Source organism: Kitasatospora sp. NPDC059599 (assembly GCF_042735125.1).
Lineage (GTDB): Bacteria > Actinomycetota > Actinomycetes > Streptomycetales > Streptomycetaceae > Kitasatospora.
The window spans coordinates 1-23146 of the sequence record NZ_JBHWCL010000156.1; the positions used below are offsets into that span (position 1 = coordinate 1).

The window sequence follows — 23146 nt, forward strand, 5'->3', positions numbered from 1 at the left end:
GGGCCCCGGCGGAACTCTCCGCCGGGGCCCTGCCCGTACCGTGACGGCTCGGCCGGCCGCGCGGTGGTGTGGCCGGCCGGTCGCGTGGTCGGGCGGTCTCGTGGTCGGGCCGGTGGTCAGGCCGCGTGGGCGACGGGGCGGCGCGGGGCGATCACCCTGCCGTCCGGCAGCAACTCTCCGGTGTCCTCGAAGAGCACGACGCCGTTGCAGAGCAGGCTCCAGCCCTGCTCCGGGTGGCAGGCCACCGACACGGCCGCCTCGCGGTCCTCGGATTCGGCCGACGGGCACTCAGGACGGTGCTGGCACATACGCGTACCCTCGCTTCGCTCTGCGATCCTCCCCGTGGTGCGGTCGCCGGAGGTCGTGCCGTCCCGGGGGCCGCCGCGGTAGCCGGATCCTGTCCGCACGCCGACCAGGTGTTGACCGGCGCTCAAGTGGGTAGGACAGGTGGTCCTTCCACGCTGGTTCCCAGTGTCGGCATCTGCGGACGTGCGCGCAGGCATTTCGTGACACGCGCCACAACTCCCGCGCATAGATCACCCGTTCAGGTGGGGCCGGGGGGAGAACGCGCACCGGTGGGTCAGCCGGGGGATGGCCCGATCAGGCCATGGCGGATGCCCCGTTCGAGTGCTCTCTGTTCGGGTGACGTTCCCCGGGCGCGGGAGGTGCGGACACGGCGGAGGGCCGCCGGGCGGGTGGTCCGGCGGCCCGTGCGGGTGCGGGTGGTTCAGGAGGTGCCGAGCAGCAGCGGCCTGGCGAGCGGTGCCCGGGCGAGCAGCGGCAGCAGCTCGGCGGCGGGGTAGGCGCGGTGGGCGGTGACGCCGAGCGGGGCGGGGGCGAGCGGGATCAGCAGGTCGCCGGCCGGGCCGGTGTCGGGGCTGTGCAGCCAGAGCGCCGTCGCGTACTGGCCCGGGAAGGTCAGGAGCCGGGGCTGCCGGCGGATCCGGGAGCTCTGGGTGAGTTGCCAGGCCTCGCGCAGCGCCCGGACCGTCGAGTCGAGGTAGGGGCCGGCGGTGAAGTGGGAGAAGGTGTGGCCCTCGACGGCCTGTACCACTTCGGCGGCGGCGGCGACGTCGGCGCCGTCCTTGACCAGGAAGCGCCACCCGGTGCGGCGGGCGGCGGGGAGCTCGGGGCGCGGGCCGTCCAGGACGTGCACCGCGAGCGGATGCGCGGGGACCAGGGTGCCGGCCGGACGACGCAGCGCTGCGGCGGCGGGCTGGCGCAGCGCGGTCTCCGAGTCGAGTGCGCCCAGGACCGCGCGCAGGGCGCTCGGCGGGGGCTGTGGGGTCTGCAGAGTCATGGCGGGGTCCGCCTCTCCAAGCGAGATCGGCGTTGCGAGTGCGGCATACCGGCATGGCGCGGCGCGTCATCGGTGACGGGGGCTGGCCGGGTCCGGTTGTGCAGGATCGCGGTGCCGGCGCGGTCGCCGCCCTCGACGAGGGCTTCGGGGCGGGAACGTTCCGGCCGGCGCGCTGTGTGCGAATTCCATCGAACAGAAGCGCAGGGTGATCTGTTTATCACAGGCCGTGGCGCCGGGCAAGTCTGCAGATGGTCTGAAATTCCGTCAGATGCCTTGCATTGCAAGCCAGTACAAGCATTCGGGTATCGATCTTCGAGGTGGGCATGATGCTTGCACGGTCGGTCGGCCGGGTGGCTCAACGGGGTGTCTCAGGAGGAGGGGACCGTGGGCGAGAAGGTCGTGGCGACTCGGGCGGATCTGGCGGACCGGCAGCTGTACCGGCGCAAGCTCCAGGCCTGTCAGGAGGCGCTGGGGCGGATGCTGCGGGAGGACCGCTTCGACCGGCCGCGGGCGGTGATGGGACTGGAGATCGAGCTCAACCTCGCCGACGAGCAGGGCCTGCCGGCCATGAACAACGCCCAGGTGCTGAGCGAGATCGGCTCCAGCGACTTCCAGACCGAGCTGGGCAAGTTCAACATCGAGGTCAACATCACGCCGCACCGGCTCTGCGGGCACGTCTTCGAGGAACTTCGCGAGGAGATCGACACCGGGCTGCGCTACGCCGACCGGAGGGCCGCCGAAGCGGGCGCCCGGATCGTCATGGTGGGCATCCTGCCGACGCTGGAGCACGGCCACACCGGGCTCGACGCGATGAGCCACAACCAGCGGTACACCCTGCTCAGCGACCAGATCCTGGCCGCCCGCGGGGAGGAGATCGCACTCGACATCGAGGGCGTCGAACACCTCCAGCTGGAGTCCATCACCATGGTCGCCGAGGCTGCCGCGACCTCGCTGCAACTGCACCTCCAGGTGACCCCGGAGCGCTTCTCCTCGGTGTGGAACGCGGCCCAGGCGCTCTGCGGGCCGCAGCTCGCGCTGGGGGCGAACTCCCCGTTCCTGTTCGGGCGGGAGCTGTGGCGGGAGACCCGCCCGGTGCTCTTCCAGCAGGCCTGCGACACCCGTTCGGCGGAGCTCAAGGCGCAGGGCGTGCGCCCGATCACCTGGTTCGGCGAGCGCTGGGTGGACTCGGCGTACGACCTGTTCGAGGAGAACCTGCGCTACTTCCCCGCGCTGCTGCCGATCTGCGACGACGAGGACCCGCTGAAGGTGCTGGCCTCCGGCGGCGCGCCCAAGCTCGCCGAGATGCGGCTGCACAACGGCACCATCTACCGCTGGAACCGGCCGATCTACGACGTCTCGGGCGGGGTGGCGCACCTGCGGGTGGAGAACCGGGCGCTGCCGGCCGGGCCGACGGTGGCCGACACACTGGCCAACGCCGCCTTCTACTACGGGCTGGTGCGGGTGCTCGCCGAGCAGCCCCGGCCGGTCTGGACCCGGCTGCCCTTCGAGCGGGCGGACGAGAACTTCCGGCAGGGCGCCCGGTACGGCATCGACGCGGTGTTCCAGTGGCCGCGCCCCGGACGAGCCGGACGCGGCAGCGGCCTGCAGACGGTGTCCGCCGTCGACCTGGTGCTGGGCGAGCTGCTGCCGATGGCCTACCAGGGCCTCGACGCCTGGGGCGTGGAGCCGGCCGACCGGGACCGCTACCTGGGCATCATCGAGCAGCGCTGCCTGCGCCGCACCAACGGCGCGGCCTGGCAGAGCGCGACCTTCCACCGGCTGCGCGAGCACTACGGGATGGACCGGCCCGCGGCGCTCGCGGCGATGACCCGGCGCTACGCCGAACACATGCGCGGCGGGGAGCCGGTGCACACCTGGCCGGTCGGCTGAGCCCCGCACGCACCGGGCCGGTCGGGTGACCGGGCCGCTGTGTCAGGATGATCGCTCCGGCGGTCGGCCGACGGCCGGAGCGACCGCCCGTCCGCTGGAGCCCCCGTGACCGCAGTCCCGACCGAGCCGCAGGCCGCGCAGCCCACCCGCCGTCAGCTCGGGGCGGAGCTGCTGATCGTCCTCGGCCTCTCGCTCGGGGCCAGCGGGATCGGCGCGCTGATCAGCTTCGCGGGCTCGCTCACCGAGCCGATCAAGCTCGGCCAGCAGGTCGCCACGCTGAACGGCTCGCGGGCGCCCGGACGGCCCTGGCTGGACCTGGTCTGGCAGCTGTACTACATCGGGCGCGGCCTGATGCCGGTGGTACTGGTCGGCTACCTGCTGGTGCGCGAGGGCGTCACGCTGAAGGTGCTGGGTTTCGACCTCGGGCAGAAGCTGCGCGACCTCGGCCGGGGTGCGGCCGTCGCGGCGGCGATCGGCGGGTCCGGGCTGGCGCTGTACCTGGCTTCGCAGGCGGCCGGGTACAACCTGACGGTGGCGCCCTCGGGGCTGCCGGACGTCTGGTGGCGGGTGCCCGTGCTGGTGCTGTCGGCCTGGCAGAACGCCATCCTGGAGGAGGTCGTCGTCCTCGGCTACCTGCTGCGCCGGGTGGGGCAGTGGGGGTGGTCCTGGCCGGCCGCGGTGGTGGCCAGTTCGGTGCTGCGCGGCTCGTACCACCTGTACCAGGGGGTCGGCGGGCTGGTCGGCAACATGGTGATGGGGGCGGTGTTCTGCCTGCTGTACCGGCGCTGGGGGCGGGTGATGCCGCTGGTGGTGGCGCACGCGCTGATCGACACGGTGGCCTTCGTCGGGTACGCGCTGCTCGCCGGTCACGTCAGCTGGCTGCCGACCGCCTGACCGCCCCGTCCTCGGGAGCTCGGCCTTTGGCCGGGACGGCCCGGCGGCGCGGCGGGCGGGCCAGCAGGCGGTCGACGTGCCGGCGCTCCAGGCCCTGGCCGGGGTCGATCGGCAGCAGCAGGCGGTCGCGGCGCCAGAGCGACCTGCGGACCAGCCGGGCGGGGATCACGTCGTCCACCCAGGCGAACGGGCGGCCCCCGGCGTAGCGCAGCAGCGGGGCCCACTTCGCGGCGGAGAACAGCTCCATCAACGGGACGCGCGGATCGCCGGGCTGCGGGACGTAGCCGGCGAGGCGGACCACCGGGAGCGGGTCCAGACCGATCAGCGGGGCGACGTGGGTGTTGGCGTGCTCCTCCCAGGTGGTGGCCCAGACCAGCTCGTACGTCCCGGCGAGTTCGCGCAGCCACGCGCCGTGCCGGGTGGAGAGCAGGACGGAGTAGCCGAACAGAGCGTGGGTGTCGAACCCGGCGTCCGGATCGGGACAGACGGGGTTCAGCACCCCGTCGACGTCCAGGAACAGCAGTGGCTTCGGCACCGGTGGCCCCCCGAGCGGTGGTGTTTCCTACCCTCTCGGACGACCCACCCGTCCCGTTGGTTGCCCACCGTCAGGCGCACGCGGGGCGCACGGGGCGCTCACGGTGCGGGCACGGGCTCGGTGGCGGGCACCGGTGCGTCGGTGCTGCTCCGGCGGCTCAACCGGCGCACCTGCGGCTCCAGCAGGACCGCCGCGCTGAGCACCAGGCAGGCGACGGCGCAGGTCCAGAGCGCGCCGCCGAGACCGAGCGCCACGGCGGCCGGGCCGGCCAGCGCGGTGCCGACCGGGGCGAGCGAGTAGGAGCCCAGCTCGTCGTACGCGGAGACCCGGGAGAACATCTCCTCCGGGATCTCCTGCCGGAGCGCGACCATCCAGTTGACGCCGAAGACGGTGACGCCGACGCCGGAGAGGAACATCGCGGCGACCAGCAGCGGCAGCGGCACCGCGGCGGCCAGGGCCAGTGCGGGCAGGCCGAACAGGAACACCCCCCAGTTGCCGACCAGCAGGATCCGGCGGGGCCGCCAGCGCGCCATCAGCAGGCCGGTGACCACCAGGCCGACGCCGTAGGCGGACATCACCAGGCCCCAGGCGCCCGCGCCGCCGAGCCGCTCCTCGGCGACGGCCGGCCCGTACACCGACTCGACCGCGCCGACGCAGGCGACCAGGACGGAGAACTGCAGCACGATCACCCGGAGCCAGCGGCGGGAGACGAACTCCTGCCAGCCCTCGCGCAGGTCCCGCAGCATGCTGCCGCCGGAGGGGGCGGGGGACTTCTCCGGCTCCAGGAAGAAGCGCAGTGCGGCGGCGACCAGGAAGCACAGGGCGTCCAGGGCGAGCACCCAGCCGGGGCCGACGGCGGCGGTGAGCGCTCCGCCGAGGGCTGCGCCGCCGATCTGGGAGGCGTTCTGACCCATCCGGAAGACCGAGAAGGCGCGGGCCGCGTGCTCCTCGGGGACGGCCTGCATGATCATGCCGCCGGAGGCGGGGGAGTAGAGCGCGTAGCCGGCGCCGCCGGCGGCGGAGAGCAGCAGCAGCTGCCAGAGCTGCGCGTTCCCGGCCAGGACCAGGGCGGCCAGCACGGCCTGGGAGGCACCGCTGAACAGGTTGGCGGCGACCATGATCCGGTGGCGGGGCAGCCGGTCGGCGAGGGCGCCGCCGAGGACCAGGAGCAGCACGGTGGGCAGCAGCCGGGCGGCGGTGACGTAGCCGACGTCGGTGGTGGAGCCGCCGTTGCCGAGGACGGCGAAGGCGGTGGCGATGGGGGCGCCGGCGTTGCCCAGGCCACTGATCACCGTGGCGGCGGTCTGGATGCGGAAGTTGCGGCTCGCCCAGGAGGATCGGCGCGGGCGCGTGGGTGGGGTGGGCACCCGGCGACTATGGCGGGAGTCCGTACAGGTGTCCATCGGGTTTTCGCACCTGACGGTCCGGCCCGCAGCGGGTGGCCAGGACGGCACCCGGCGGGCCGGCCGGTCGGCTCAGCCGAGGTGACCCCGGAGGAAGGTGAGGGTGCGGCTCCAGGCGATCCCGGCCTGGAGCGGGTCGTACGTGCCGAGCAGGTCCTGGTCGTTCATGAAGGCGTGACCGGCCGGGTAGAAGTGGATCTCGGGGCGGACGTCGGTGGCCTCGCCGATCCGGATCGCGGCCTCGTCCACGGCGGCCATCGGGATCGAGCCGTCCAGTTCGCCGAAGTGGCCGAGGACGTGGGCGGTCAGGCCGCGGTAGTCGAAGTCGGGGTCGGGCGGGAGGCCGTAGAAGGGCACCACGGCGGCCACCCGGTCGCCGGCCCGGGCGGCCAGCAGCAGGGCGAAACCGCCGCCCATGCAGAAGCCGACCACCCCCACGGCGTCGCCGACCACGCCGTCCAGTGAGAGCAGGTGGTCGACGGCCCCGGCGAGGTCCTCGACGGCCCGCTCGACGGGGAGTTCGCGCTTGAGCCCGGCCGCCTCGGCGGGGTCGTGGGTGGTCGCGCCGCCGAACAGGTCGGGGGCGAGGACGGTGAAGCCCTCGGCGGCGAAGCGGTCGGCCACGGTGGCGACGTGCGAGGTGAGCCCCCACCACTCCTGCACCACCACCAGACCGGGCCCGGCGCCCTGCGGCGGGTGGGCCAGGTACCCGTGCGCGGTGCGGCCGTTGCTCGGGAAGGTGACGTTCTGCCGGGAGCTGCCCTGGTCAGGCATGGATTCCTCTCCGTGGGTCGGGCCGCGAGCGGCGGGGGTTCGAGGGGACGGGCGGGGTCAGCCCATCTCCTCCAGGGCGCGGCCCTTGGTCTCCTTGATGAAGAAGGCCACGAACGGGATGGAGAGCAGTGCGAAGCAGGCGTAGATGACGTACGTCGCCGAGAGGTTCCAGTCGGCGAGGTCCGGGAAGCTGACGGTGATCGCCCAGTTGGCGATCCACTGGGCCGACGCGGCGACGGACAGCGCGAGCGCGCGGATCCGGTTGGGGAACATCTCGCCGAGCAGGACCCAGACCACGACGCCCCAGGAGAAGGCGAAGCAGAACACGAAGACGTGCGCGGCGATCAGGGCGACGACCGCGTGGGTGTTGTCCAGGGTCGCGGAGTCGCCGGTGCCCTGCCGGAAGGAGAACGCCCAGGCGGCGGTGCCGAGCGCGGCCGCCATGCCGATCGAGCCGGCCAGGGCGAGTGGCTTGCGGCCGATCCGGTCCACCAGGACCATCGCGATCACCGTACCGATCACGTTGACGATCGAGGTGGAGAGGCTGATCAGCAGCGAGTTGGACTCGTTGATGCCGACGGACTGCCAGAGGAAGGACGAGTAGTAGAAGATCACGTTGATGCCTACGAACTGCTGGAACGCCGAGGCGCCGATGCCGATCCAGACGATCGGCAGCAGCCCGAAGCGGCCGCCGAGCAGGTCCTTGATCCGGGGCTTGTGGGAGGACTCCAGCACCGCGCGGATCTCCGCCACCCGGGAGTCGAGGTCCACGCCCTCGCCCTCGACCTCGACCAGCACCGTGCGGGCCTGCTCCTCGCGGTGGTCGGCGATCAGGAAGCGCGGCGACTCCGGGATGGCGAGCGCCATCAGGCCGTACACCAGGGCGGGGATGGTCTCCACGCCGAGCATCCACTGCCAGGCCTGGATGCCGCCGAGGTGGCCGGTGGACTCACCCCCGGCGGCCTGGTTGAGCGCCCAGTTGGCGAGCTGGGAGACGGTGATGCCGAGCACGATCGCCATCTGCTGGAAGGAGGCCAGCCGGCCGCGGTAGGCGGTCGGCGCGACCTCGGCGATGTAGGTGGGCGCGATCACCGAGGCGATGCCGATCGCGATGCCGCCGACCACGCGCCAGGTGGCGAGGGCCTCGATGTTCGGCGGGAACATCGAGCCGATGCCGCTGGCTGCGAACAGCACGGCGGCCAGCAGCATCGTGCGCACCCGGCCCAGGTGGTCGGCGAGCCGGCCGGCGATCACCGCGCCGACCGCCGAGCCCAGCAACGCGATCGCCACCACGAAGGCGGTGGTGCCGTGGCCCACCTCGAAGTGCTTCTGGATGCCCGTCACGGCGCCGTTGATCACCGCGCTGTCGTAGCCGAACAGGAATCCGCCCATGGCGGCGGCCGCCGAAATGAAGATCACGTGGCCGAGGTGAGCCTCGCCGGACACCCGCCGGCCGTTGACTGAGGACACGCGCGCTCCCGGGGAGGACGGGCCCGCTCTGACGGCGAGTGGGCAGGGCTCGCCTCACATTCGAGCAGCGCCAGGCCCGCCCTGCCCGTGTTCGGGGCCGATTCCGGGGCCGATCGGGTGACGCGGGGTCAGTCGGCGGCGCGCGGCGCGACGGCGCGCCGGGTGGCGGTGCGGGCGTCGCCGGCCGGTGGTGCGGTGGTGCGCCGCTGGTGACGGCGGAGCAGCTGAGTGCGGGCGGCGGCGTACTGGTCGCGGCCGCGCCCGCCGTCGTCGGCGCGCTCGGCGAGGCGGTCGGCCATCGCGTGCTGCGCCTCGGCGGGCTTCTTGTCGTCGTACTTGAACTTGGCCCGCACCTCGTCCACGGTCAGCCGGAGTCCGCGCAGACCGGGCAGTTGACGGGCCAGCTCCCCGCTGCCGGGCACCACCCGGACCTCCGGCGTCTCGGGCTGGAAGTGCGCCAGCTGGCGGTTGAGGATCTCGGCCTTGCCGGCCGCGGACTCCACGACCTCGGCGGTGCAGTGGAAGTGGACCGAGGCGTAGTAGCTGGTCGGCGTGCCCGGGGCGCCGCGCCAGTGGCCCGGGGCGAAGGCGTAGCCGTCGGTGACCGCGAGGGTGACCTTGGGGTCGGCCCGGACGGCGGCCAGCAGCGGGTTGGGCGCGGCCAGGTGGAGCAGGATCTCGCCGTGTTCGACGTCCAGCAGGAAGTGCGTCGGGACGAGCACCGGGCCCTCGCCGGGGGCGCCGTTGGCGGCGAGCAGGCCGAAGTCGCGGCCCTCGGCGAGCCAGGCGCGCCACTCGTCCTCGTCGCCGCGGTCCCAGGATCTGATCAGCATCGGGGTGTTCCTCGTCAGTGGGGGTAGCGGCGCAGGTGCGCGGGGAGCGGTGCGGTGCCGTCGTGCGGGACGGGGGTGCCGTGCACGGTGGTGACCGGGATCAGGCCGGACCAGTGCGGCAGGTCGGCGTCCTCCGGGTCGTCGTCGGCGTCGTCCGCGCGGGTCTTGGCGGAGACCTCGTCCAGCTCCAGGCGGAGGACGGCCGTCGCGGCGAGCTCCTTGGCGTTGGCCGGGCGGACCTCGGCGGACCGGCCGGGGACCGCGTGGTCGACCAGGGCCGCCAGTGCGACGTCCAGTTCCTCGGGGTCGGTGACCTGGTGCGCGGTGCCGTGGGCGACGACCGAGCGGAAGTTCACCGAGTGGTTGAACGCGGACTTGGTCAGCACCAGCGCGTCGACCTGGGTGACGGTGACGCAGACCGGCATGCCCTGCTCGCCGGAGGCACCGCGCATCGGACGGCTGCCGGTGGAGCCGTGGACGTAGAGCCGGCTGCCGACCCGGGCGTAGATCGTCGGCAGGACCACGGGGGCGCCGTCGGCCACGAAGCCGAGGTGGCAGACGTAGGCGCTGTCGAGGATGGCGTGGATCTCCGCCTGCTCCCAGGTGGCCCGGTCCTTGTAGCGGGTGGGGGTGGTCCTGGGGGTGCGGGAGTAGGTCGGCGGGCCTTCCGGGGCGTCTGACATGACAACCTCTATGTACTAGTGCATAATCGTCTTTGTGCTAGGAGACTATCCGCTGAAAGGGCGACGCGCCAGCGAAATCGCGGCGCACATCGAGCAGGGCGTGAGCAGCGGAATGCTCGCCCCCGGAACCGCGCTGCCCCCGCTGCGCGACCTCGCCGCCGAACTCGGCGTCAACCCCAACACCGTCGCCGCCGCCTACCGCCTGCTGCGCGACCGCGGCGTGATCGAGACGGCCGGCCGCAAGGGCAGCAGGATCCTCCCCAGGCCCGCGCTCGTCCCGCGGGACCAGATCAGCATCCCCGTCCCCCCGCACGCCCGGGACCTCTCCACCGGCAACCCCGACCCGGCGCTGCTGCCCGACCTCGGACCCGCCCTCGCTGCCGCCGCCGCGGCCGCCCGCGCCGAACCGGTGCTCTACGGACACCCGGCCGTCGCCCCGGACCTGCTGGCGCTCGCCCGCGCCTCCTTCGAGGCCGACGGCCTGCCCGGCGGACCGATCGTCGTCGCCTCCGGCTCGCTCGACACCGTCGAGCGCATCCTCGGCGCCCGGCTGCGCGCCGGCGACGCGGTGGCCGTCGAGGACCCGGGCTGGGGCAGCCTGCTCGACCTGCTGCCCGCGATGGGCCTGCGGCAGCTGCCCGTCCGGCTGGACGACGAGGGGCCGCTGCCGCAGTCGCTCGCGGCGGCGCTGGCCGAGGGTGCCCGGGCGGTGGTGGTCACCAGTCGGGCGCAGAACCCGACCGGTGCGGCGCTCACCGCACGCCGGGCCGAGGAGCTGAAGGCCGTCCTGGCCGAGCACCCCGGGGTGCTGCTGATCGAGGACGACCACGGGCACGGCATGGTCGACCAGCCGTACCACCCGCTGGTCGGTGCCGGGTCGCGGCACTGGGCGGTGGTGCGTTCGGCCGCCAAGGCGTACGGGCCCGACCTGCGGGTCTCGGTGGCGGTCGGTGACGCGGAGACGATCGGACGGGTCGCCGGACGGCTGCGGCTGGGCGCCGGCTGGGTCAGCGAGCTGCTGCAGCGCACCGTTGCCGAGCTGTGGCGCGCCGACGCGGCGCCGGTCGCGCGGGTGGCCGCCACCTACGGGGCCCGGCGGGACGCGCTGCTGGGCGAGCTGGCGGCGCGCGGGATCGAGGCGCACGGCCGGAGCGGGCTGAACGTCTGGGTGCCGGTGCCGGACGAGACCTCGGCGCTGGCGGCACTGGTGCAGCGCGGCTGGGTCGCGGCGCCCGGGGCGCGGTACCGGATCCAGTCGCCGCCCGGGCTGCGGTTCACCACGGCGCGGCTGGAGCCGGAGCAGGCCCGGGCGCTGGCGGAGGACCTGGCGGCGGTGCTGGGGGCGGACGGGGGCCGATCGCGGCTGGTGTGACGCCCGGGGAGTCCTGTGGCCGGTGTGAATCGCAGGCGGCATCCCGGGATCCGGTTGCCGGTCTGGTCTGAACCCGGCGGTAACAAAAGCGGAAACCTGCTGCAGATACCTAGCGGTAACAGGCGGGGGCATGTCATCTTCATCGCGCCACCGGCCGGCGGCCCACCCTCACCAAGGCGTCTTCCCGTTCCCCATGCCACGGGGAGACCGAGCCGCAGGAGTTCCGCCGTGCCCGAAAACAGTTCGAGCATCACCCGCAGCGCGCCTCGACTCGGACGGCGGCTGCTCGCCGCAGCCGCCGCCCTCCCGCTCGCCGCCGCGGGTCTGGCCGTCGCCGCACCGGCCTCCGCGGCCCCCGCCGCCCCGGCCGCCGTACCCTCCGGCCCCACCGCCAGCGTCACGCTCGGCGACAGCTACATCTCCGGCGAGGCCGGCCGCTGGAAGGGCAACTCGGCCGGTACCAGCGGCAGCCGCAACGGCAGCGACCGCGCCTGGACCGGCAGCTCGTACGACCCCTCGCGGGTCTACGGCGCCACGGCGGCGAGCGGCTGCGACCGTTCCGACGTCGCCGAGGTGCTCAGCGCCTCGACCGGCGCCCAGAACGAGATCGACCTGGCCTGCTCCGGCGCCGTCGCCGCCAACGTCTTCCGCGCCTCCAACGGCGGCCAGTCCTTCAAGGGCGAGGCCCCGCAGGCCGACCAACTCGCCGCTGTGGCACGGCAGAACAACGTCAAGCTGATCACCCTGTCGATCGGCGGCAACGACCTGGGCTTCGCCGACATCATCTCCACCTGCGTGCAGGACTACCTGATCTGGTACTCGTACTGCCACGACTCGGCGCAGTCCCAGATCGACGACAAGATGCCCGCCGCGATGGCCGGCGTCGGCAAGGCCGTCGACGAGGTCCGCGCCGTGATGGCCGACGCGGGCTACGCCCAGTCGGACTACCGGCTGGTGCTGCAGTCCTACCCGTCGCCGATCCCGCGCGGCGCGGAGATGCGGTACCCGGAGAGCGGCTGGACCCGCTCCAACACCGGCGGCTGCCCGTTCTGGGACGGGGACGCCGACTGGGCCCGCGACTCGATGGTCCCGCAGATCTCCCAGGCGCTGGCCGGCGTCGCCGCCTCCAAGAGGGCGCAGTTCCTGGACCTGTCGGACATGCTGCAGGGCCGGGAGGTCTGCTCGACGGCCACCAAGCAGCCGACCGCGAGCTCCGGCCCGTCCGCGACCACCAGTGAGTGGGCGCGCTTCCTGGACGGCGGGCTGAACTCCACGCAGGGCGCGCTGCAGGAGTCGATGCACCCCAACTACTACGGCCAGCAGGCGGTCGGGCGCTGCCTGACCCTGCTGTGGGGGCGCCCGAGCGGCGACTACGCGTGCCGCAACACGGCCGGGCAGGACACGAGCGGGATGTACCTGACCGCGCGGTGACGATGCGGTGAGCCCGGCGGTGACCGGGTGCCGGCCGGCTGTGGTGCCGGGCGGCCGCGGTGCCGGTAGGTTGCCGGCGCGTGCTTCGGCGCCCCCGCGGAATCGGTCGCGGGGGCGCCGGGGCGTCGGCGGCGTGGTGGCCGGTGCGCCGGTCGGAGCGGTCGTCGTCCCGGTCGGGTCGCGCCGGCCGGGACGCGCCGCGGGGACGCCGGGGTCAGCCCTTGGCGAGCAGGGACTGGGCGTGGGCCCGAACCTGATCCTTCGTCAGATAGGCGTCGGTGTACTCGAAGTCACGCAGCCGGGCGGGCTGGCGGGCCAGGAAACCGGTGCGGACGAAGTCGTCCCCGGCGGTCGCGTTGAGCAGCCAGTTGGCACCCACCCGGAACTTGGCCACGTTGGTGCGCATCGCCATCATGTGGTAGCCGCGGGCGACCAGCTGGGCGGGCACCCCGCGCAGCTCCACGCCGACCGGCTTGGAGACCGCGTCCTTGCCGCCCAGGTCGACCACCAGGCCCAAGTCCTTGTGGTAGTAGGGCTCCAGGGGCTGGTTGCGGAGCGAGGCGATCACGTTGTTCGCCACCACCCGGCCCTGCCGGGCGGAGTGCTGGGCGGTCGGCGGGCAGACCGCGCCGTCGCCCTTCGCCAGGTCGGGCACGGCGGCGGCGTCGCCGAGCGCGAAGACGCCCTCGAACTGCGGCACCCGCATCTCCGCCGTCACGGCGAGCCGGCCGCGCACCGTCTCGGCGTCCAGCGTGCCGATCAGCGGGCTCGCGGCCACCCCGGCCGTCCAGATCAGGGTGCGGCTGGGGAGCACCCGGCCGTCCGTGAACTTGACCGACTCGGCGCCGACTTCGGCCACCGAGACCCCCAGCGACACCTCGATGCCGCGCCCCCGCAGGACCTCCAGGGCCGCCTGGCCGAGCGCGTCGCCGAGCTCCGGCATCAGCTTCGGCGCGATGTCGATCAGGTGCCACTTGATCTGCCGGGCGTCGAGCCGCGGGTAGCGGTGGGTGGCGGCAGTGGTCAGGCGCTGCAGGCAGGCGGCCGTCTCGGTGCCCGCGTAGCCGCCGCCGACCACCACGAACTGCAGCCGGGACTCGCGCTCCCGCTGGTCCAGGGTGGCCGAGGCGAGGTCGAGTTGGGCGATCACGTGGTCGCGGACGTAGGTCGCCTCGGCGAGCGTCTTCATGCCGCGGGCGTAGTCGGTCAGGCCCGGGATGTCGAAGGTGCGGGTGACGCTGCCGGGGGCGAGGACCAGGATGTCGTACTTCTGCGCGACCACCTCGTCGGTGATCTTGCGGATCACGCACACCCGGGAGGCCGGGTCCACGCCGATGGCGCCGCCGGGGACGATGTGGGTGCGGCGCAGCGAGCGGCGCAGGGACACGGCCACGGACTGCGGGGTGAGGACGCCGGCGGCGACGTGCGGGAGGAGGGGGAGGTAGAGCTGGTAACTGAACGGCGTGACCAGCGAGATCTCGGCCTCCGAGGGTGACAGCTTGCGTTCGAGGCGGCGGGCGCACTCCAGTCCGGCGAAGCCACCGCCCACGATCAGGATCCGAGGTCGTTCCATCGCTCATCCCTTTGCCGTGAAGGTCCCCATTACTGTCCGCCACACTCGCACGGAGCAGCGGGGGCTGCCACCGGGGTGGGGCGGATGAGGGAGGAGGGGGGAGAGGAGGAGGGAGAGAGGGGGTGCGGCGGGGGCGCGGGTGGTCGCTGCGCCGTGGTGGGGGAGAAGGGGTGGCGGCACCGATAGGCTGTGGGCGTGCTACCCGAGGTGACGGCGATCCGGTACGTGACGCCACTGCGAGAAGGCGGCTCGATGCCGGGCCTGGTCGAGGCCGATGATCGTCGGCTCTACGCGCTGAAATGGGTCGGTGCGGCGCAGGGGCGCAAGGCCCTGGTCGCGGAGGTGCTGGCCGGGGAACTGGGACGGCGGCTCGGGCTGCCGGTGCCGGAGCTGGTGACCGTCGACCTGGACCCGGTGCTCGCGCGCAGCGAGCCGGACCACCAGGTCCAGGACCAGATGCGGGCCAGCGGCGGGACCAACCTCGGGATGGCCTTCGTCAGCGGTGCGCTCAACTTCGACCCGCTCTGCTTCGAGGTCGATCCCGAACTCGCGGGCCGGGTGCTGTGGTTCGACGCGTTCATCGGCAACGTCGACCGGTCCTGGCGCAACCCCAACCTGCTGGTGGCGACCGGCGGGCTGCGGCTGATCGACCACGGCGCGAGCCTGATCTTCCACCACAACTGGCCCGGCGCGGCCGGCTGGGTGCGCCGCCCGTACGACGCCTCGGACCATGCGCTGCTGGGTGCCCGGCCGGACCTGGGGGCGGCCGACAAGGAACTCGCGCCTCTCGCGGAGGCGGCGGTCGAGGCGGCCGTGGCGCAGATCCCCGACGTCTGGCTGATGGACGAGTTCGGCTTCGACTCGCCCGACGAGGTGCGCGCCGCGTACCGTTCCCAGCTGACCGGGCGACTGGCCGGTCCGCGCGACTGGCTGCCGGAGGTGCCCGCATGACCGATCCGTCGACGCACGTGCTGCCGGTCGCGGTCGAGCTGCACGACTACGAGTACGCCGTGATCCGCGCGGTGCCGCGGGTCGAGCGCGGCGAGTGCGTCAACGTCGGGGTGCTGCTGTACTGCCGGCAGAGTTCGCACCTGGCGGCGCGCACGCACCTGGACCAGGCGCGCCTGCTGGCGCTGGACCCGGTGGTGGACGTGCAGGGCGTGCGGCGGGCGCTGCACGGGATCGAGGCGGTCTGCGCGGGCGGCCCGCAGGCCGGTCCGGCGGCCGGGGACAGCCCCGGGCAGCGGTTCCGGTGGCTGACCGCGCCGCGCAGCGCGATCGTCCAGCCCGGGCCGGTGCACACCGGACTGACCGCCGACCCGGACGCGGAACTGCGGCGGCTGTTCGACCAGCTGGTGCTCTGAGCGGAGGCCCGGAGCGGGCCGGCGGGCGGGGTGTGAGGTGGCTCCCCGACGGTTGCCCCGGTCAAAGCTTGAGTTGCTGAAGCACCTGGTCGTACCCTGACCCCATGGGTTCGACAGCGACGACGACCGTACCGACCAACGCCGAGCTGATGGAGGCGTTGGCCGCCGTGGGCGCCGCGTACTTCCAGGACTTCGCGGCGGCCGCGGCCCGGCACGGGCTCTCCTCCTCGCAGGCCAAGGCGCTGGGCGCGGTGCAGGAGCCGGTGCCGATGCGCGCGCTGGCCGGGCGGCTGGGCTGCGACGCGTCGAACGTCACCGGGATCGTGGACCGGCTGGAGTCGCTGGGCCTGGCCAACCGGGCGGCGGCCGCCGGTGACCGCCGGGTGAAGATCGTGGTGATCACCGCGGAGGGCCGGGAGATCCTCAACCGCATCCGCGGCGAGATGAGCCGCACCCACCAGGCCTTCGAGGCGATGACCGACGAGCAGCGGATCGCCCTGCACTCCATCTGCGGGCAGGTCCTGCCGGTGCTGGCCGGCCGGACCGGCGGCGCGCAGTAGGTTCCGCGCCGCCGGTGCCGTCGGTGCCGGTCGGGTCCGCTGCTCCCGGACCGGTTCCGAGCCGTCCCGAGCCGTTCGGGCCGGTGCCGAGCGGTTCGGGCGGGTGCGGGGCCGGTCAGAGCAGTTCGGCGAGTTCCGGCGGCAGCGGTCGGTGGTGGAGCAGGGTGAGCGCGCGGGTCGCCCGGGTGAGGGCGACGTAGCGGTCGCGCGGGGCGAGCGCGGCCGGCTCGACCACCACGACCGCGTCGAACTCCAGGCCCTTGGCGGCCGTGACGGTCAGCGCGCCCAGCTCCTCGGCCAGGCCGTCCGGTGCGATGACGCCGGTGGTGCCCGCGGCCGCGGGCAGACGGGCGAGCGCGGCGGCGAAGTCGCCGTCCGGGACGGGGACCGCGCGCGGGTGCTCGCTGCCGGGCCGGACGGACTCGGGCGGCCGCATGCCGGGCTCGGTGGTGCGCAGGACGGCTGCGGCGAGGGCCATGATCGGCTCCGGCGTACGGTAGTTGACGGTCAGCCGTTCCTCACGCCAGCGGCCCGGCAGGTGCGGGTCGAGCATCCCGGCCCAACTGCGGGCGCCGGCCGGGGAGCCGGTCTGGGCGAGGTCGCCGACGATGGTCAGGGAACACGACGGCACCCGGCGCAGGACGGCGCGCCAGGCCATCGCGGACAGTTCCTGCGCCTCGTCCACGACGACGTGGCCGTACGCCCAGGTGCGGTCGGCGGCGGCGCGTTCGGCGGTGGAGCGGTACGGGCCGTCGTCCCGGAAGCGTTCGGCCAGCGCGGCGGAGTCCAGCAGGGCGTCGTCGGTCTGCCCGGTGATGGTCAACACTCCTTGGGCAAAGGCGAGTTCGGACTCCTCGTCGGTCTCCTCCGCGGTGGCGGGGGCGGTGTAGGGGGCGGACGGCCCGTCCTCGCCGAGGAGTTCGGCGGCTTCGTCCAGCAGCGGGACGTCCTCGGCCGTCCACGGCGAGCCGGGTCGGCGGAGCAGGGCGGCGGCCTGCTCGGGGGCCACTTCGGCGAGCAACTCGACGTCGCCCAGCAGCCGTTCGAGCAGCTGCTGCGGGGTGAGCAGGGGCCAGAGCGGGTCGAGGGCGGCGCGGACGTCCGCCCGGGCCCACAGTTCGCGCGGGGCGTGGTGCGCCTCCTCCTCGTCGTACGGGCGGCCGAGGGAGAGCGCCTGGGCGATGGCGAGGGCGTCGAGCAGGGTGCGCAGGTAGAAGGCGCGGGCCCGGTTGTGCGGGATCCGCAGGCCGCGGGCGGCGTCCCGGGCCTGGGCGCAGGCCCGGGCGGAGACGGCCAGTCCCTCGCCGAGGTCGAGGCCGTCGGCGGGGGCCGACTGGTGGGCGGCGAGGGCGCGGCGGAGGACTCCCGCCATCCAGGGGCCGCCCTTGGCGACGGCCGCGGCGGGGGCGTCGCTGCCGGTGGCGGCGATGCCGGGGAGGAGCTCGCCGACGGTGCGCAGCACCACCTCGGCCTCGCCGAGGGCGGGCAGCACCTCGTCGATGTACCGCAGGAAGTCCGGGTTGGGACCGATCACCAGGACGCCGCGGCGCTCCAGCGCGGCGCGGTGGGTGAACAGCAGGTAGGCGGCGCGGTGCAGGGCGGTGAGGGTCTTGCCGGTGCCGGGCCCGCCCTGGACGACGAGCGCGCCGCGCAGCGGGGAGCGGATCACCCGGTCCTGCTCGGTCTGGATGGTGGCGACGGCGCTGCCCATCCGGCCGGTGCGTTCGCGGCCGAGGGCGGCGAGCAGGGCGGCCTCGCCGACGAGCCCGCGCCGGCCGGAGTCGTCCAGTCCGGCGAGGTCGAGCGCCTCGTCGTCCAGGCCGGTGAGGGTGCGGCCGCGGGTGTGCAGGTGGCGGCGGCGGACGACGGGGCCGGGGTCGGCGGGGGTGGCGGTGTAGAAGGGGCGGGCGGCGGGGGCGCGCCAGTCGAGCAGCAGGGGTTCGTACGCCTCGTCGGTCAGGCCGGTGCGGCCGATGTAGTGGACGGTGCCGTCGCGCTCGTCGAGGCGGCCGAAGCAGAGGCCGCGTTCGACGGCGTCGAGCCGGGCGGCGTGGCGGGCGGCTTCGCGGGCGCGCACCGCGCGTTCCAGCCGGGCCTGGTGGGTGCCGCCGGGCCCGGCGCCGTCGTGGGCGCCGTCGGCGGTGCGGTGAGCCCGTTCGCGGACGGTGTCCAGCCGGGCGTAGAGGGTGGTGAGTCGGGCCTGCTCGGTGTGCAGGGCCTCGGCGAAGGCGTCGCCGGAGTGCCCTGCGGTCGCTGGAAGTCCGTTCATTGATGTGGTATCCTTGCGGCGAGAAGGTTCTGGCAACCCGTATGATGGGCGCTCAATCGGCCGAGCCTACCCCATCCGCCGACGTTCGGCGTGACCTCGGCTGTTACTCTTGCGAAGCGTGAGCGCGAAGCCCCAGATCCCCAATGTCCTGGCCTCCCGGTACGCCTCGGCGACCCTGGCCCAGCTGTGGTCCCCCGAGCACAAGGTGGTCCTTGAGCGCCACCTGTGGCTCGCCGTCCTGAAGGCCCAGCAGGACCTCGGCGTCGAGGTGCCGGCCACCGCCGTCGCCGACTACGAGCGGGTGATCGACCAGGTCGACCTCGGCTCGATCGCCGCCCGTGAGCGGGTCACCCGCCACGACGTGAAGGCCCGTATCGAGGAGTTCAGCGAGCTCGCCGGCCACGAGCAGATCCACAAGGGGATGACCTCCCGCGATCTGACCGAGAACGTCGAGCAGCTGCAGATCCGCCAGTCGCTGGAGCACGTGCGCGACCGCACCGTGGCCGTCCTGGTCCGCCTGGCCAAGCTGTCCGCCCAGCACTCCGAGCTGGTCATGGCCGGCCGTTCGCACAACGTGGCCGCGCAGGCCACCACCCTGGGCAAGCGCTTCGCGTCGATCACCGACGAGCTGCTGGTCGCCTTCCGCCGCCTGGAGGAGCTGATCGCCCGCTACCCGCTGCGCGGGATCAAGGGCCCGGTCGGCACCGCCCAGGACATGCTGGACCTGCTCGGCGGCGACACCGAGAAGCTGGCCGAGCTGGAGCGCCGGGTCGCCGGGCACCTCGGCTTCGAGAACGTGCTGACCAGCGTCGGCCAGGTCTACCCGCGCTCGCTGGACTTCGAGGTGCTCACCGCCCTCGTCCAGCTCGCCGCCGCGCCGTCCAGCCTGGCCAAGACCATCCGCCTGATGGCCGGCCACGAGCTGGTCACGGAGGGCTTCAAGGAGGGCCAGGTCGGCTCCTCCGCGATGCCGCACAAGATGAACACCCGCTCCTGCGAGCGCGTCAACGGCCTGGCCGTCATCCTGCGCGGCTACGCCTCGATGACCGGCGAGCTGGCCGGCGACCAGTGGAACGAGGGCGACGTCTCCTGCTCGGTGGTGCGCCGGGTCGCGCTGCCGGACGCCTTCTTCGCGTTCGACGGCCTGCTGGAGACCTTCCTGACCGTCCTCGACGAGTTCGGCGCCTTCCCTGCCGTGATCGAGGCCGAACTGGACCGCTACCTGCCGTTCCTCGCCACCACCAAGGTGCTGATGGGCGCGGTGCGCGCGGGCGTCGGCCGGGAGACCGGGCACGAGGTCATCAAGGAGCACGCCGTCGCCTCCGCGCTGGCGATGCGCGCGGGCGCCCGGGAGAACGAGCTGCTGGACCGCCTGGCCGCCGACGAGCGGATCCCGCTCGACCGGGCCGCGCTGGACGCGCTGCTGGCCGACAAGCTCTCCTTCACCGGTGCGGCCGGCGCCCAGGTCGCCGAGGTGGTCCGCCGGGTGGAGGCCGTCGCGGCCGCCTACCCCGAGGCCGCCAAGTACGCGCCGGGCGACATCCTCTGAGGTGCCGCATCCGTTGACGCGCCGCTGATGTGACGCAGCGTCAGCTCTCGGGCGAGGGCCCTGCCGCCGGACCGGTGGCAGGGCCCTCGTGCGTGCGGACGTGGCCCGGGTCGAGCGGCGGGGTGGTGCCGCAGTTCCACTCGCAGTCCGGCTCGGCCACCGGGTGGTCCTCGGGGTCGAGCACGTTGCCGCGGACGGTGGCGAAGGCGATCAGCCCGCCGCCGACCAGCAGGCCCGCGCAGATCAGCATCGCGGTGTGGAAGGCGGCGTCGACCTCGGCCGGCACCCGGTAGGCGTCGCCGCTCAGCCCGGCCAGCGCCGGTAGTGCGGCCACCGCGAGCAGACCGGCCGCCCGGGCGGCGGCGTTGTTGACCCCGCTCGCGATGCCCGCGTGCCGGACCTCGACGGCGGCCAGCACGGTGGCCGTCAGCGGTGCGACCAGCAGGGTCATCCCGCAGCCCATCACCGTGACGGCGGGCAGCACGTCCGTCCAGTAGGAGGAGTCGGCGCCGATCCGCAGCATCAGCAGCACGCCGGCGGCGCACAGCAGCGGGCCGACGGTGAGCGGGATCCGCGGGCCGATCCGCTTCCCCAGGCGCCCGGCGCGCGCCGACAGCGCCAGCATCAGCACGGTGATCGGCACCAGCGCGAAGCCGGAGACCAGCGGGGAGAACCCGGCGACGATCTGCAACTGCACCACCAGCAGGAAGAAGACGCCGCTGAACGCCGCGTACACGCAGAGGGTGACCAGGTTCACGGCGGTGAACAGCCGGGAGGAGAACAGGCCGAGCGGCAGCATCGGCACGGGCGTGCGGCGTTCGACGACCACGAAGGCGGCGCCGAGCACCACACCGAGCACGCCGCTGATCCAGACCGCGGCGGACACGCCCTCGCCGGCGGCGGTCAGGGCGTAGGTGATCGCGCCGAGGGCGAGCGCGGCGAGGACCGCGCCGAGCGCGTCGAAGCGGCCGGAGGCGCTCTCGTCCCGGCTCTCCGGCACGGACCGGGTGGAGACCGCGATCACGGCCGCCGCGAGCGGCAGGTTCAGCAGGAAGATCCAGCGCCAGCCGGGGCCGTCCACCAGCCAGCCGCCGAGGAAGGGGCCGACCGCGGCCGACACCCCGCCGAGGCCGGACCAGAGGCCGACCGCCGTCGAGCGGTCGTCGGGGTGGAAGACCGCCTGGAGCATGGCGAGCGAGCCGGGGGTGAGCAGCGCCCCGCCGATGCCCTGGACGGCGCGGGCGGCGATCAGCACCTGGATGTTCGGTGCGACGGCACAGGCCGCGGAGGCGACGGCGAACCAGACCACGCCGATCAGGAAGACCCGGCGCCTGCCGTACCGGTCGCCGAGCGCGCCGCCGAGCAGGATCAGGCCCGCCAGGGTGAGCAGATAGGAGTTCAGCGTCCATTGCAGGGACGCCAGGGAGGCGCCGAGGTCGGCGCCGATCCGGGGCAGGGCGACGTTCACCACGGTGCCGTCGAGCATCGCCATGCTGGAGCCGAGCACCGTCGCCAGTAGTACCCAGCGACCCTGCGCGGTGCCCAGGCGCAGGGTGCCGGCCTCGGAGGTGGCCACGGCCCGATCCTCCGCCCCGTGGGGCGTACGTGACAAGGCTCACCGGTGGTGTGTCGGCGGCGGGGGCGCTGTGTGAGCGGTCGACTGCGCGCTGTGGCCGACTTCGGCGCAGGGTCGCGGAGCAGTGGCTCGGGGTGAATGGATGGTGTACGCACCGTGCTGGGGATCATTCGGAGGGTCACCGCACCCAGGAGGGATCGTTGCGGCTTCAAGAGATCGACATTGCTTCACCCGAACGGATGGGTTTTAGTTCAGCGACCGCCCGGCCAGTCCGGACGGATCCGCCGGGTGGAACGCCGAGTCCTGCCGCTGCCCGGTGGTTCGATCTGAACTCTGTACGGCAGGAGCGGGGGACCCACAGGTAAGTCGCCGGACCGGAGTTCGCGCTTTTCGGAGCGCGGGCGTCCAGGGCCGGCTCGGGGTGAAGCCGCACATGCGGCCGGGCAACTCCAGCCCGAACCCGACAGCTCACCTCGCAGGCGTCGGAGAGGAAACTTCCATGCCTGCTCAGGCTCGTCGTATCGTCCTGCCCCGCGCCGCCCGCATCGGCATCGCCACTGCCGTCACCGGTGTCTCCTTCGCCCTCCCGCTCGTCACCGCGATGAGCGCCCAGGCCCACACCGCCCCCGCTGCCCCGGCCGCGCCCGCCGCCGTGGCGCCTGTCGCCGCCGCCAAGCCGGCCGAGAAGGCCGCTCCGGCTGCTCCGGCCGCCGCGGCCGCCACGTCCGAGAGCTACCGCGTCGTCAGTGGTGACACCCTGTCCAAGATTGCCGACGTCAAGAACGTCGAGGGTGGCTGGCACGCGCTGTACGAGCAGAACCGCTCGGTCGTCGGCGCCAACCCGAACCTGATCTTCCCGGGTCAGCAGCTCACCCTCGCCGGCCACGCTGCCGCGCCGGCCGCCGCGCCGTCCGCGGACGCCGCCCCGGCCAAGCCGGCCGCCCCGGTGGCCCCGGTTGCCCCCGTGAAGCCGCAGACCCAGGTCAAGGTCACGACCGAGGCCGCCAAGCCCGCCGCCCCGGTGCAGACCCAGGTTCAGACCGCCGCTCCGGCCAAGGCCGTGACCGCCGCTCCGGTCGCCGCCACCTCCGGCTTCGTCGCGCCGCTGGCCAACCCGGTGCTGGGCGAGGCCTACGGTGTGGCCGGCTCGATGTGGGCCTCCGGCCACCACACCGGCCAGGACTTCGTCGCCTCCACCGGTACCCCGCTGCGCGCCGTCGCCAACGGCGTCGTGGTCAAGGCCGGCAACGGCGGCGCCTACGGCAACGAGGTCGAGATCAAGCTCGCCGACGGCCACTACGCCCAGTACGCGCACCTCTCGGTGATCGGCGTGAAGATCGGTCAGACCGTCACCGTCGGCCAGCAGATCGGCCTCTCCGGCGCCACCGGCAACGTGACCGGCCCGCACCTGCACTTCGAGATCCGCACCGGCTCGGAGTACGGCTCGGACATCAACCCGGTCACCTACCTGCGCGCGCACGGCGTCGCGCTCTGACCCTCCGGGGATCAGGTCCAGGGTTTCAGGAACCACCACTGCCGCGGAGCGAATCGGTCCTCCGGGATGGTCATGTCGGGTGACCGCTCGACCGGATGATCGCCGTGCAGTGGACATGGGCGCGGGACACGCCCAGGCCGGCCCGGCTCGCGGGATTCACCTCCCGCCCGAGCCC

The 23146-nt window shown here is 73.7% G+C and carries 20 protein-coding genes and 1 riboswitch; of the genes, 9 read left to right on the forward strand and 11 right to left on the reverse strand.

All coding sequences use genetic code 11. From position 1 onward, the window contains the following. Positions 1-116: 116 nt before the first annotated feature. Both ACFV04_RS36320 and ACFV04_RS36325 read right to left on the reverse strand, forming a co-directional pair. Positions 117-308 (reverse strand): DUF5999 family protein, encoded by a 192-nt coding sequence (locus tag ACFV04_RS36320; RefSeq protein ID WP_030256473.1) that lies wholly within the window; start codon positions 306-308, stop codon positions 117-119. A gap of 419 nt (positions 309-727) precedes the next feature. Further along, positions 728-1300: a hypothetical protein gene (locus tag ACFV04_RS36325; RefSeq protein WP_380535205.1), complete on the reverse strand. Its 573-nt coding sequence runs from the start codon at positions 1298-1300 to the stop codon at positions 728-730. A gap of 384 nt (positions 1301-1684) precedes the next feature. Between ACFV04_RS36325 and ACFV04_RS36330 the strand changes: the two genes are divergently transcribed. Next, entirely contained in the window at positions 1685-3190 is a 1506-nt protein-coding gene (locus tag ACFV04_RS36330; protein WP_380347516.1) for a glutamate--cysteine ligase, read from the forward strand. A gap of 105 nt (positions 3191-3295) precedes the next feature. Further along, positions 3296-4084 (forward strand): CPBP family intramembrane glutamic endopeptidase, encoded by a 789-nt coding sequence (locus ACFV04_RS36335; protein WP_380535207.1) that lies wholly within the window; start codon positions 3296-3298, stop codon positions 4082-4084. On the opposite strand, the gene ACFV04_RS36340 is transcribed toward ACFV04_RS36335, so the two are convergent. The 6 genes from ACFV04_RS36340 to ACFV04_RS36365 form a co-directional block, all read right to left on the reverse strand. After that, the gene (locus ACFV04_RS36340) at positions 4062-4619 is read right to left on the reverse strand and encodes an HAD domain-containing protein (protein ID WP_380535208.1); all 558 of its coding nucleotides are present in this window, start codon (positions 4617-4619) and stop codon (positions 4062-4064) included. The genes ACFV04_RS36335 and ACFV04_RS36340 overlap by 23 nt on opposite strands. A 98-nt stretch (positions 4620-4717) precedes the next feature. After that, positions 4718-5986, reverse strand: coding sequence for an MFS transporter (locus ACFV04_RS36345; RefSeq protein ID WP_380535210.1), 1269 nt, complete (start codon positions 5984-5986; stop codon positions 4718-4720). A 108-nt stretch (positions 5987-6094) separates the two neighbouring features. Further along, entirely contained in the window at positions 6095-6796 is a 702-nt protein-coding gene (locus tag ACFV04_RS36350; RefSeq protein WP_380535211.1) for a dienelactone hydrolase family protein, read from the reverse strand. Between the two features lie 57 nt (positions 6797-6853). Continuing rightward, a complete protein-coding gene (locus tag ACFV04_RS36355; protein ID WP_380347520.1) occupies positions 6854-8266 on the reverse strand; it encodes a sugar porter family MFS transporter in 1413 nt (470 codons plus the stop codon). Positions 8267-8394: 128 nt separating this feature from the next. Continuing rightward, positions 8395-9099, reverse strand: a complete 705-nt coding sequence (locus ACFV04_RS36360) for an FMN-binding negative transcriptional regulator (RefSeq protein ID WP_380535213.1) — start codon at positions 9097-9099, stop codon at positions 8395-8397. A gap of 14 nt (positions 9100-9113) precedes the next feature. Next, positions 9114-9782, reverse strand: a complete 669-nt coding sequence (locus tag ACFV04_RS36365) for a pyridoxamine 5'-phosphate oxidase family protein (protein ID WP_360258018.1) — start codon at positions 9780-9782, stop codon at positions 9114-9116. 34 nt (positions 9783-9816) lie between these two features. Here ACFV04_RS36365 and ACFV04_RS36370 point away from each other — a divergent pair, with 34 nt between their 5' ends. Both ACFV04_RS36370 and ACFV04_RS36375 read left to right on the forward strand, forming a co-directional pair. Further along, positions 9817-11154, forward strand: a complete 1338-nt coding sequence (locus ACFV04_RS36370; protein WP_380347522.1) for an aminotransferase class I/II-fold pyridoxal phosphate-dependent enzyme — start codon at positions 9817-9819, stop codon at positions 11152-11154. Positions 11155-11382: 228 nt separating this feature from the next. Further along, entirely contained in the window at positions 11383-12585 is a 1203-nt protein-coding gene (locus tag ACFV04_RS36375; RefSeq protein ID WP_380535215.1) for a GDSL-type esterase/lipase family protein, read from the forward strand. A 214-nt stretch (positions 12586-12799) separates the two neighbouring features. Here ACFV04_RS36375 and ACFV04_RS36380 read toward each other — a convergent pair whose 3' ends face one another. Then, entirely contained in the window at positions 12800-14158 is a 1359-nt protein-coding gene (locus tag ACFV04_RS36380) for an NAD(P)/FAD-dependent oxidoreductase (protein ID WP_360258025.1), read from the reverse strand. A 195-nt stretch (positions 14159-14353) separates the two neighbouring features. On the opposite strand from ACFV04_RS36380, the gene ACFV04_RS36385 reads away from it, so the two are divergent. The 3 genes from ACFV04_RS36385 to ACFV04_RS36395 all read left to right on the forward strand — a co-directional run bounded on the left by ACFV04_RS36385 (position 14354) and on the right by ACFV04_RS36395 (position 16082). Further along, positions 14354-15109, forward strand: coding sequence for a HipA family kinase (locus ACFV04_RS36385; RefSeq protein WP_380347524.1), 756 nt, complete (start codon positions 14354-14356; stop codon positions 15107-15109). Further along, a complete protein-coding gene (locus ACFV04_RS36390) occupies positions 15106-15522 on the forward strand; it encodes a DUF3037 domain-containing protein (protein ID WP_360258030.1) in 417 nt (138 codons plus the stop codon). Before ACFV04_RS36385 ends, ACFV04_RS36390 begins: the two co-directional genes overlap by 4 nt. 104 nt (positions 15523-15626) lie before the next feature. Next, complete coding sequence (locus tag ACFV04_RS36395) at positions 15627-16082, forward strand: MarR family winged helix-turn-helix transcriptional regulator (protein ID WP_380347525.1); 456 nt, start codon at positions 15627-15629, stop codon at positions 16080-16082. Positions 16083-16197: 115 nt separating this feature from the next. Here ACFV04_RS36395 and ACFV04_RS36400 read toward each other — a convergent pair whose 3' ends face one another. After that, on the reverse strand, positions 16198-18351 hold the full coding sequence (locus ACFV04_RS36400; RefSeq protein ID WP_380535218.1) for a HelD family protein: 2154 nt from the start codon (positions 18349-18351) through the stop codon (positions 16198-16200). Between the two features lie 118 nt (positions 18352-18469). Here ACFV04_RS36400 and purB point away from each other — a divergent pair, with 118 nt between their 5' ends. Further along, positions 18470-19900, forward strand: a complete 1431-nt coding sequence (gene purB, locus ACFV04_RS36405; RefSeq protein WP_360258037.1) for an adenylosuccinate lyase — start codon at positions 18470-18472, stop codon at positions 19898-19900. 40 nt (positions 19901-19940) lie between these two features. Here the strand turns inward: purB and ACFV04_RS36410 are convergent, their stop codons facing one another. Continuing rightward, positions 19941-21476 (reverse strand): MFS transporter, encoded by a 1536-nt coding sequence (locus ACFV04_RS36410; RefSeq protein WP_380347527.1) that lies wholly within the window; start codon positions 21474-21476, stop codon positions 19941-19943. A 314-nt stretch (positions 21477-21790) separates the two neighbouring features. After that, a riboswitch (cyclic di-AMP (ydaO/yuaA leader) is annotated at positions 21791-21973 on the forward strand. Positions 21974-21975: 2 nt separating this feature from the next. On the opposite strand from ACFV04_RS36410, the gene ACFV04_RS36415 reads away from it, so the two are divergent. After that, positions 21976-22971, forward strand: coding sequence for a peptidoglycan DD-metalloendopeptidase family protein (locus ACFV04_RS36415; protein ID WP_380535220.1), 996 nt, complete (start codon positions 21976-21978; stop codon positions 22969-22971). Positions 22972-23146 lie beyond the last annotated feature (175 nt).

Excerpts from the sequence above, each read along its gene's own strand:
- ACFV04_RS36320 (WP_030256473.1), bottom strand. The coding sequence starts at position 308 with ATGTGCCAGCACCGTCCTGAGTGCCCGTCGGCCGAATCCGAGGACCGC.
- ACFV04_RS36325 (WP_380535205.1), bottom strand. The coding sequence starts at position 1,300 with ATGACTCTGCAGACCCCACAGCCCCCGCCGAGCGCCCTGCGCGCGGTC.
- ACFV04_RS36350 (WP_380535211.1), bottom strand. The coding sequence starts at position 6,796 with ATGCCTGACCAGGGCAGCTCCCGGCAGAACGTCACCTTCCCGAGCAAC.
- ACFV04_RS36360 (WP_380535213.1), bottom strand. The coding sequence starts at position 9,099 with ATGCTGATCAGATCCTGGGACCGCGGCGACGAGGACGAGTGGCGCGCC.
- ACFV04_RS36365 (WP_360258018.1), bottom strand. The coding sequence starts at position 9,782 with ATGTCAGACGCCCCGGAAGGCCCGCCGACCTACTCCCGCACCCCCAGG.
- ACFV04_RS36380 (WP_360258025.1), bottom strand. The coding sequence starts at position 14,158 with ATGGAACGACCTCGGATCCTGATCGTGGGCGGTGGCTTCGCCGGACTG.
- ACFV04_RS36390 (WP_360258030.1), top strand. The coding sequence starts at position 15,106 with ATGACCGATCCGTCGACGCACGTGCTGCCGGTCGCGGTCGAGCTGCAC.
- ACFV04_RS36395 (WP_380347525.1), top strand. The coding sequence starts at position 15,627 with ATGGGTTCGACAGCGACGACGACCGTACCGACCAACGCCGAGCTGATG.
- ACFV04_RS36400 (WP_380535218.1), bottom strand. The coding sequence starts at position 18,351 with ATGAACGGACTTCCAGCGACCGCAGGGCACTCCGGCGACGCCTTCGCC.
- ACFV04_RS36415 (WP_380535220.1), top strand. The coding sequence starts at position 21,976 with ATGCCTGCTCAGGCTCGTCGTATCGTCCTGCCCCGCGCCGCCCGCATC.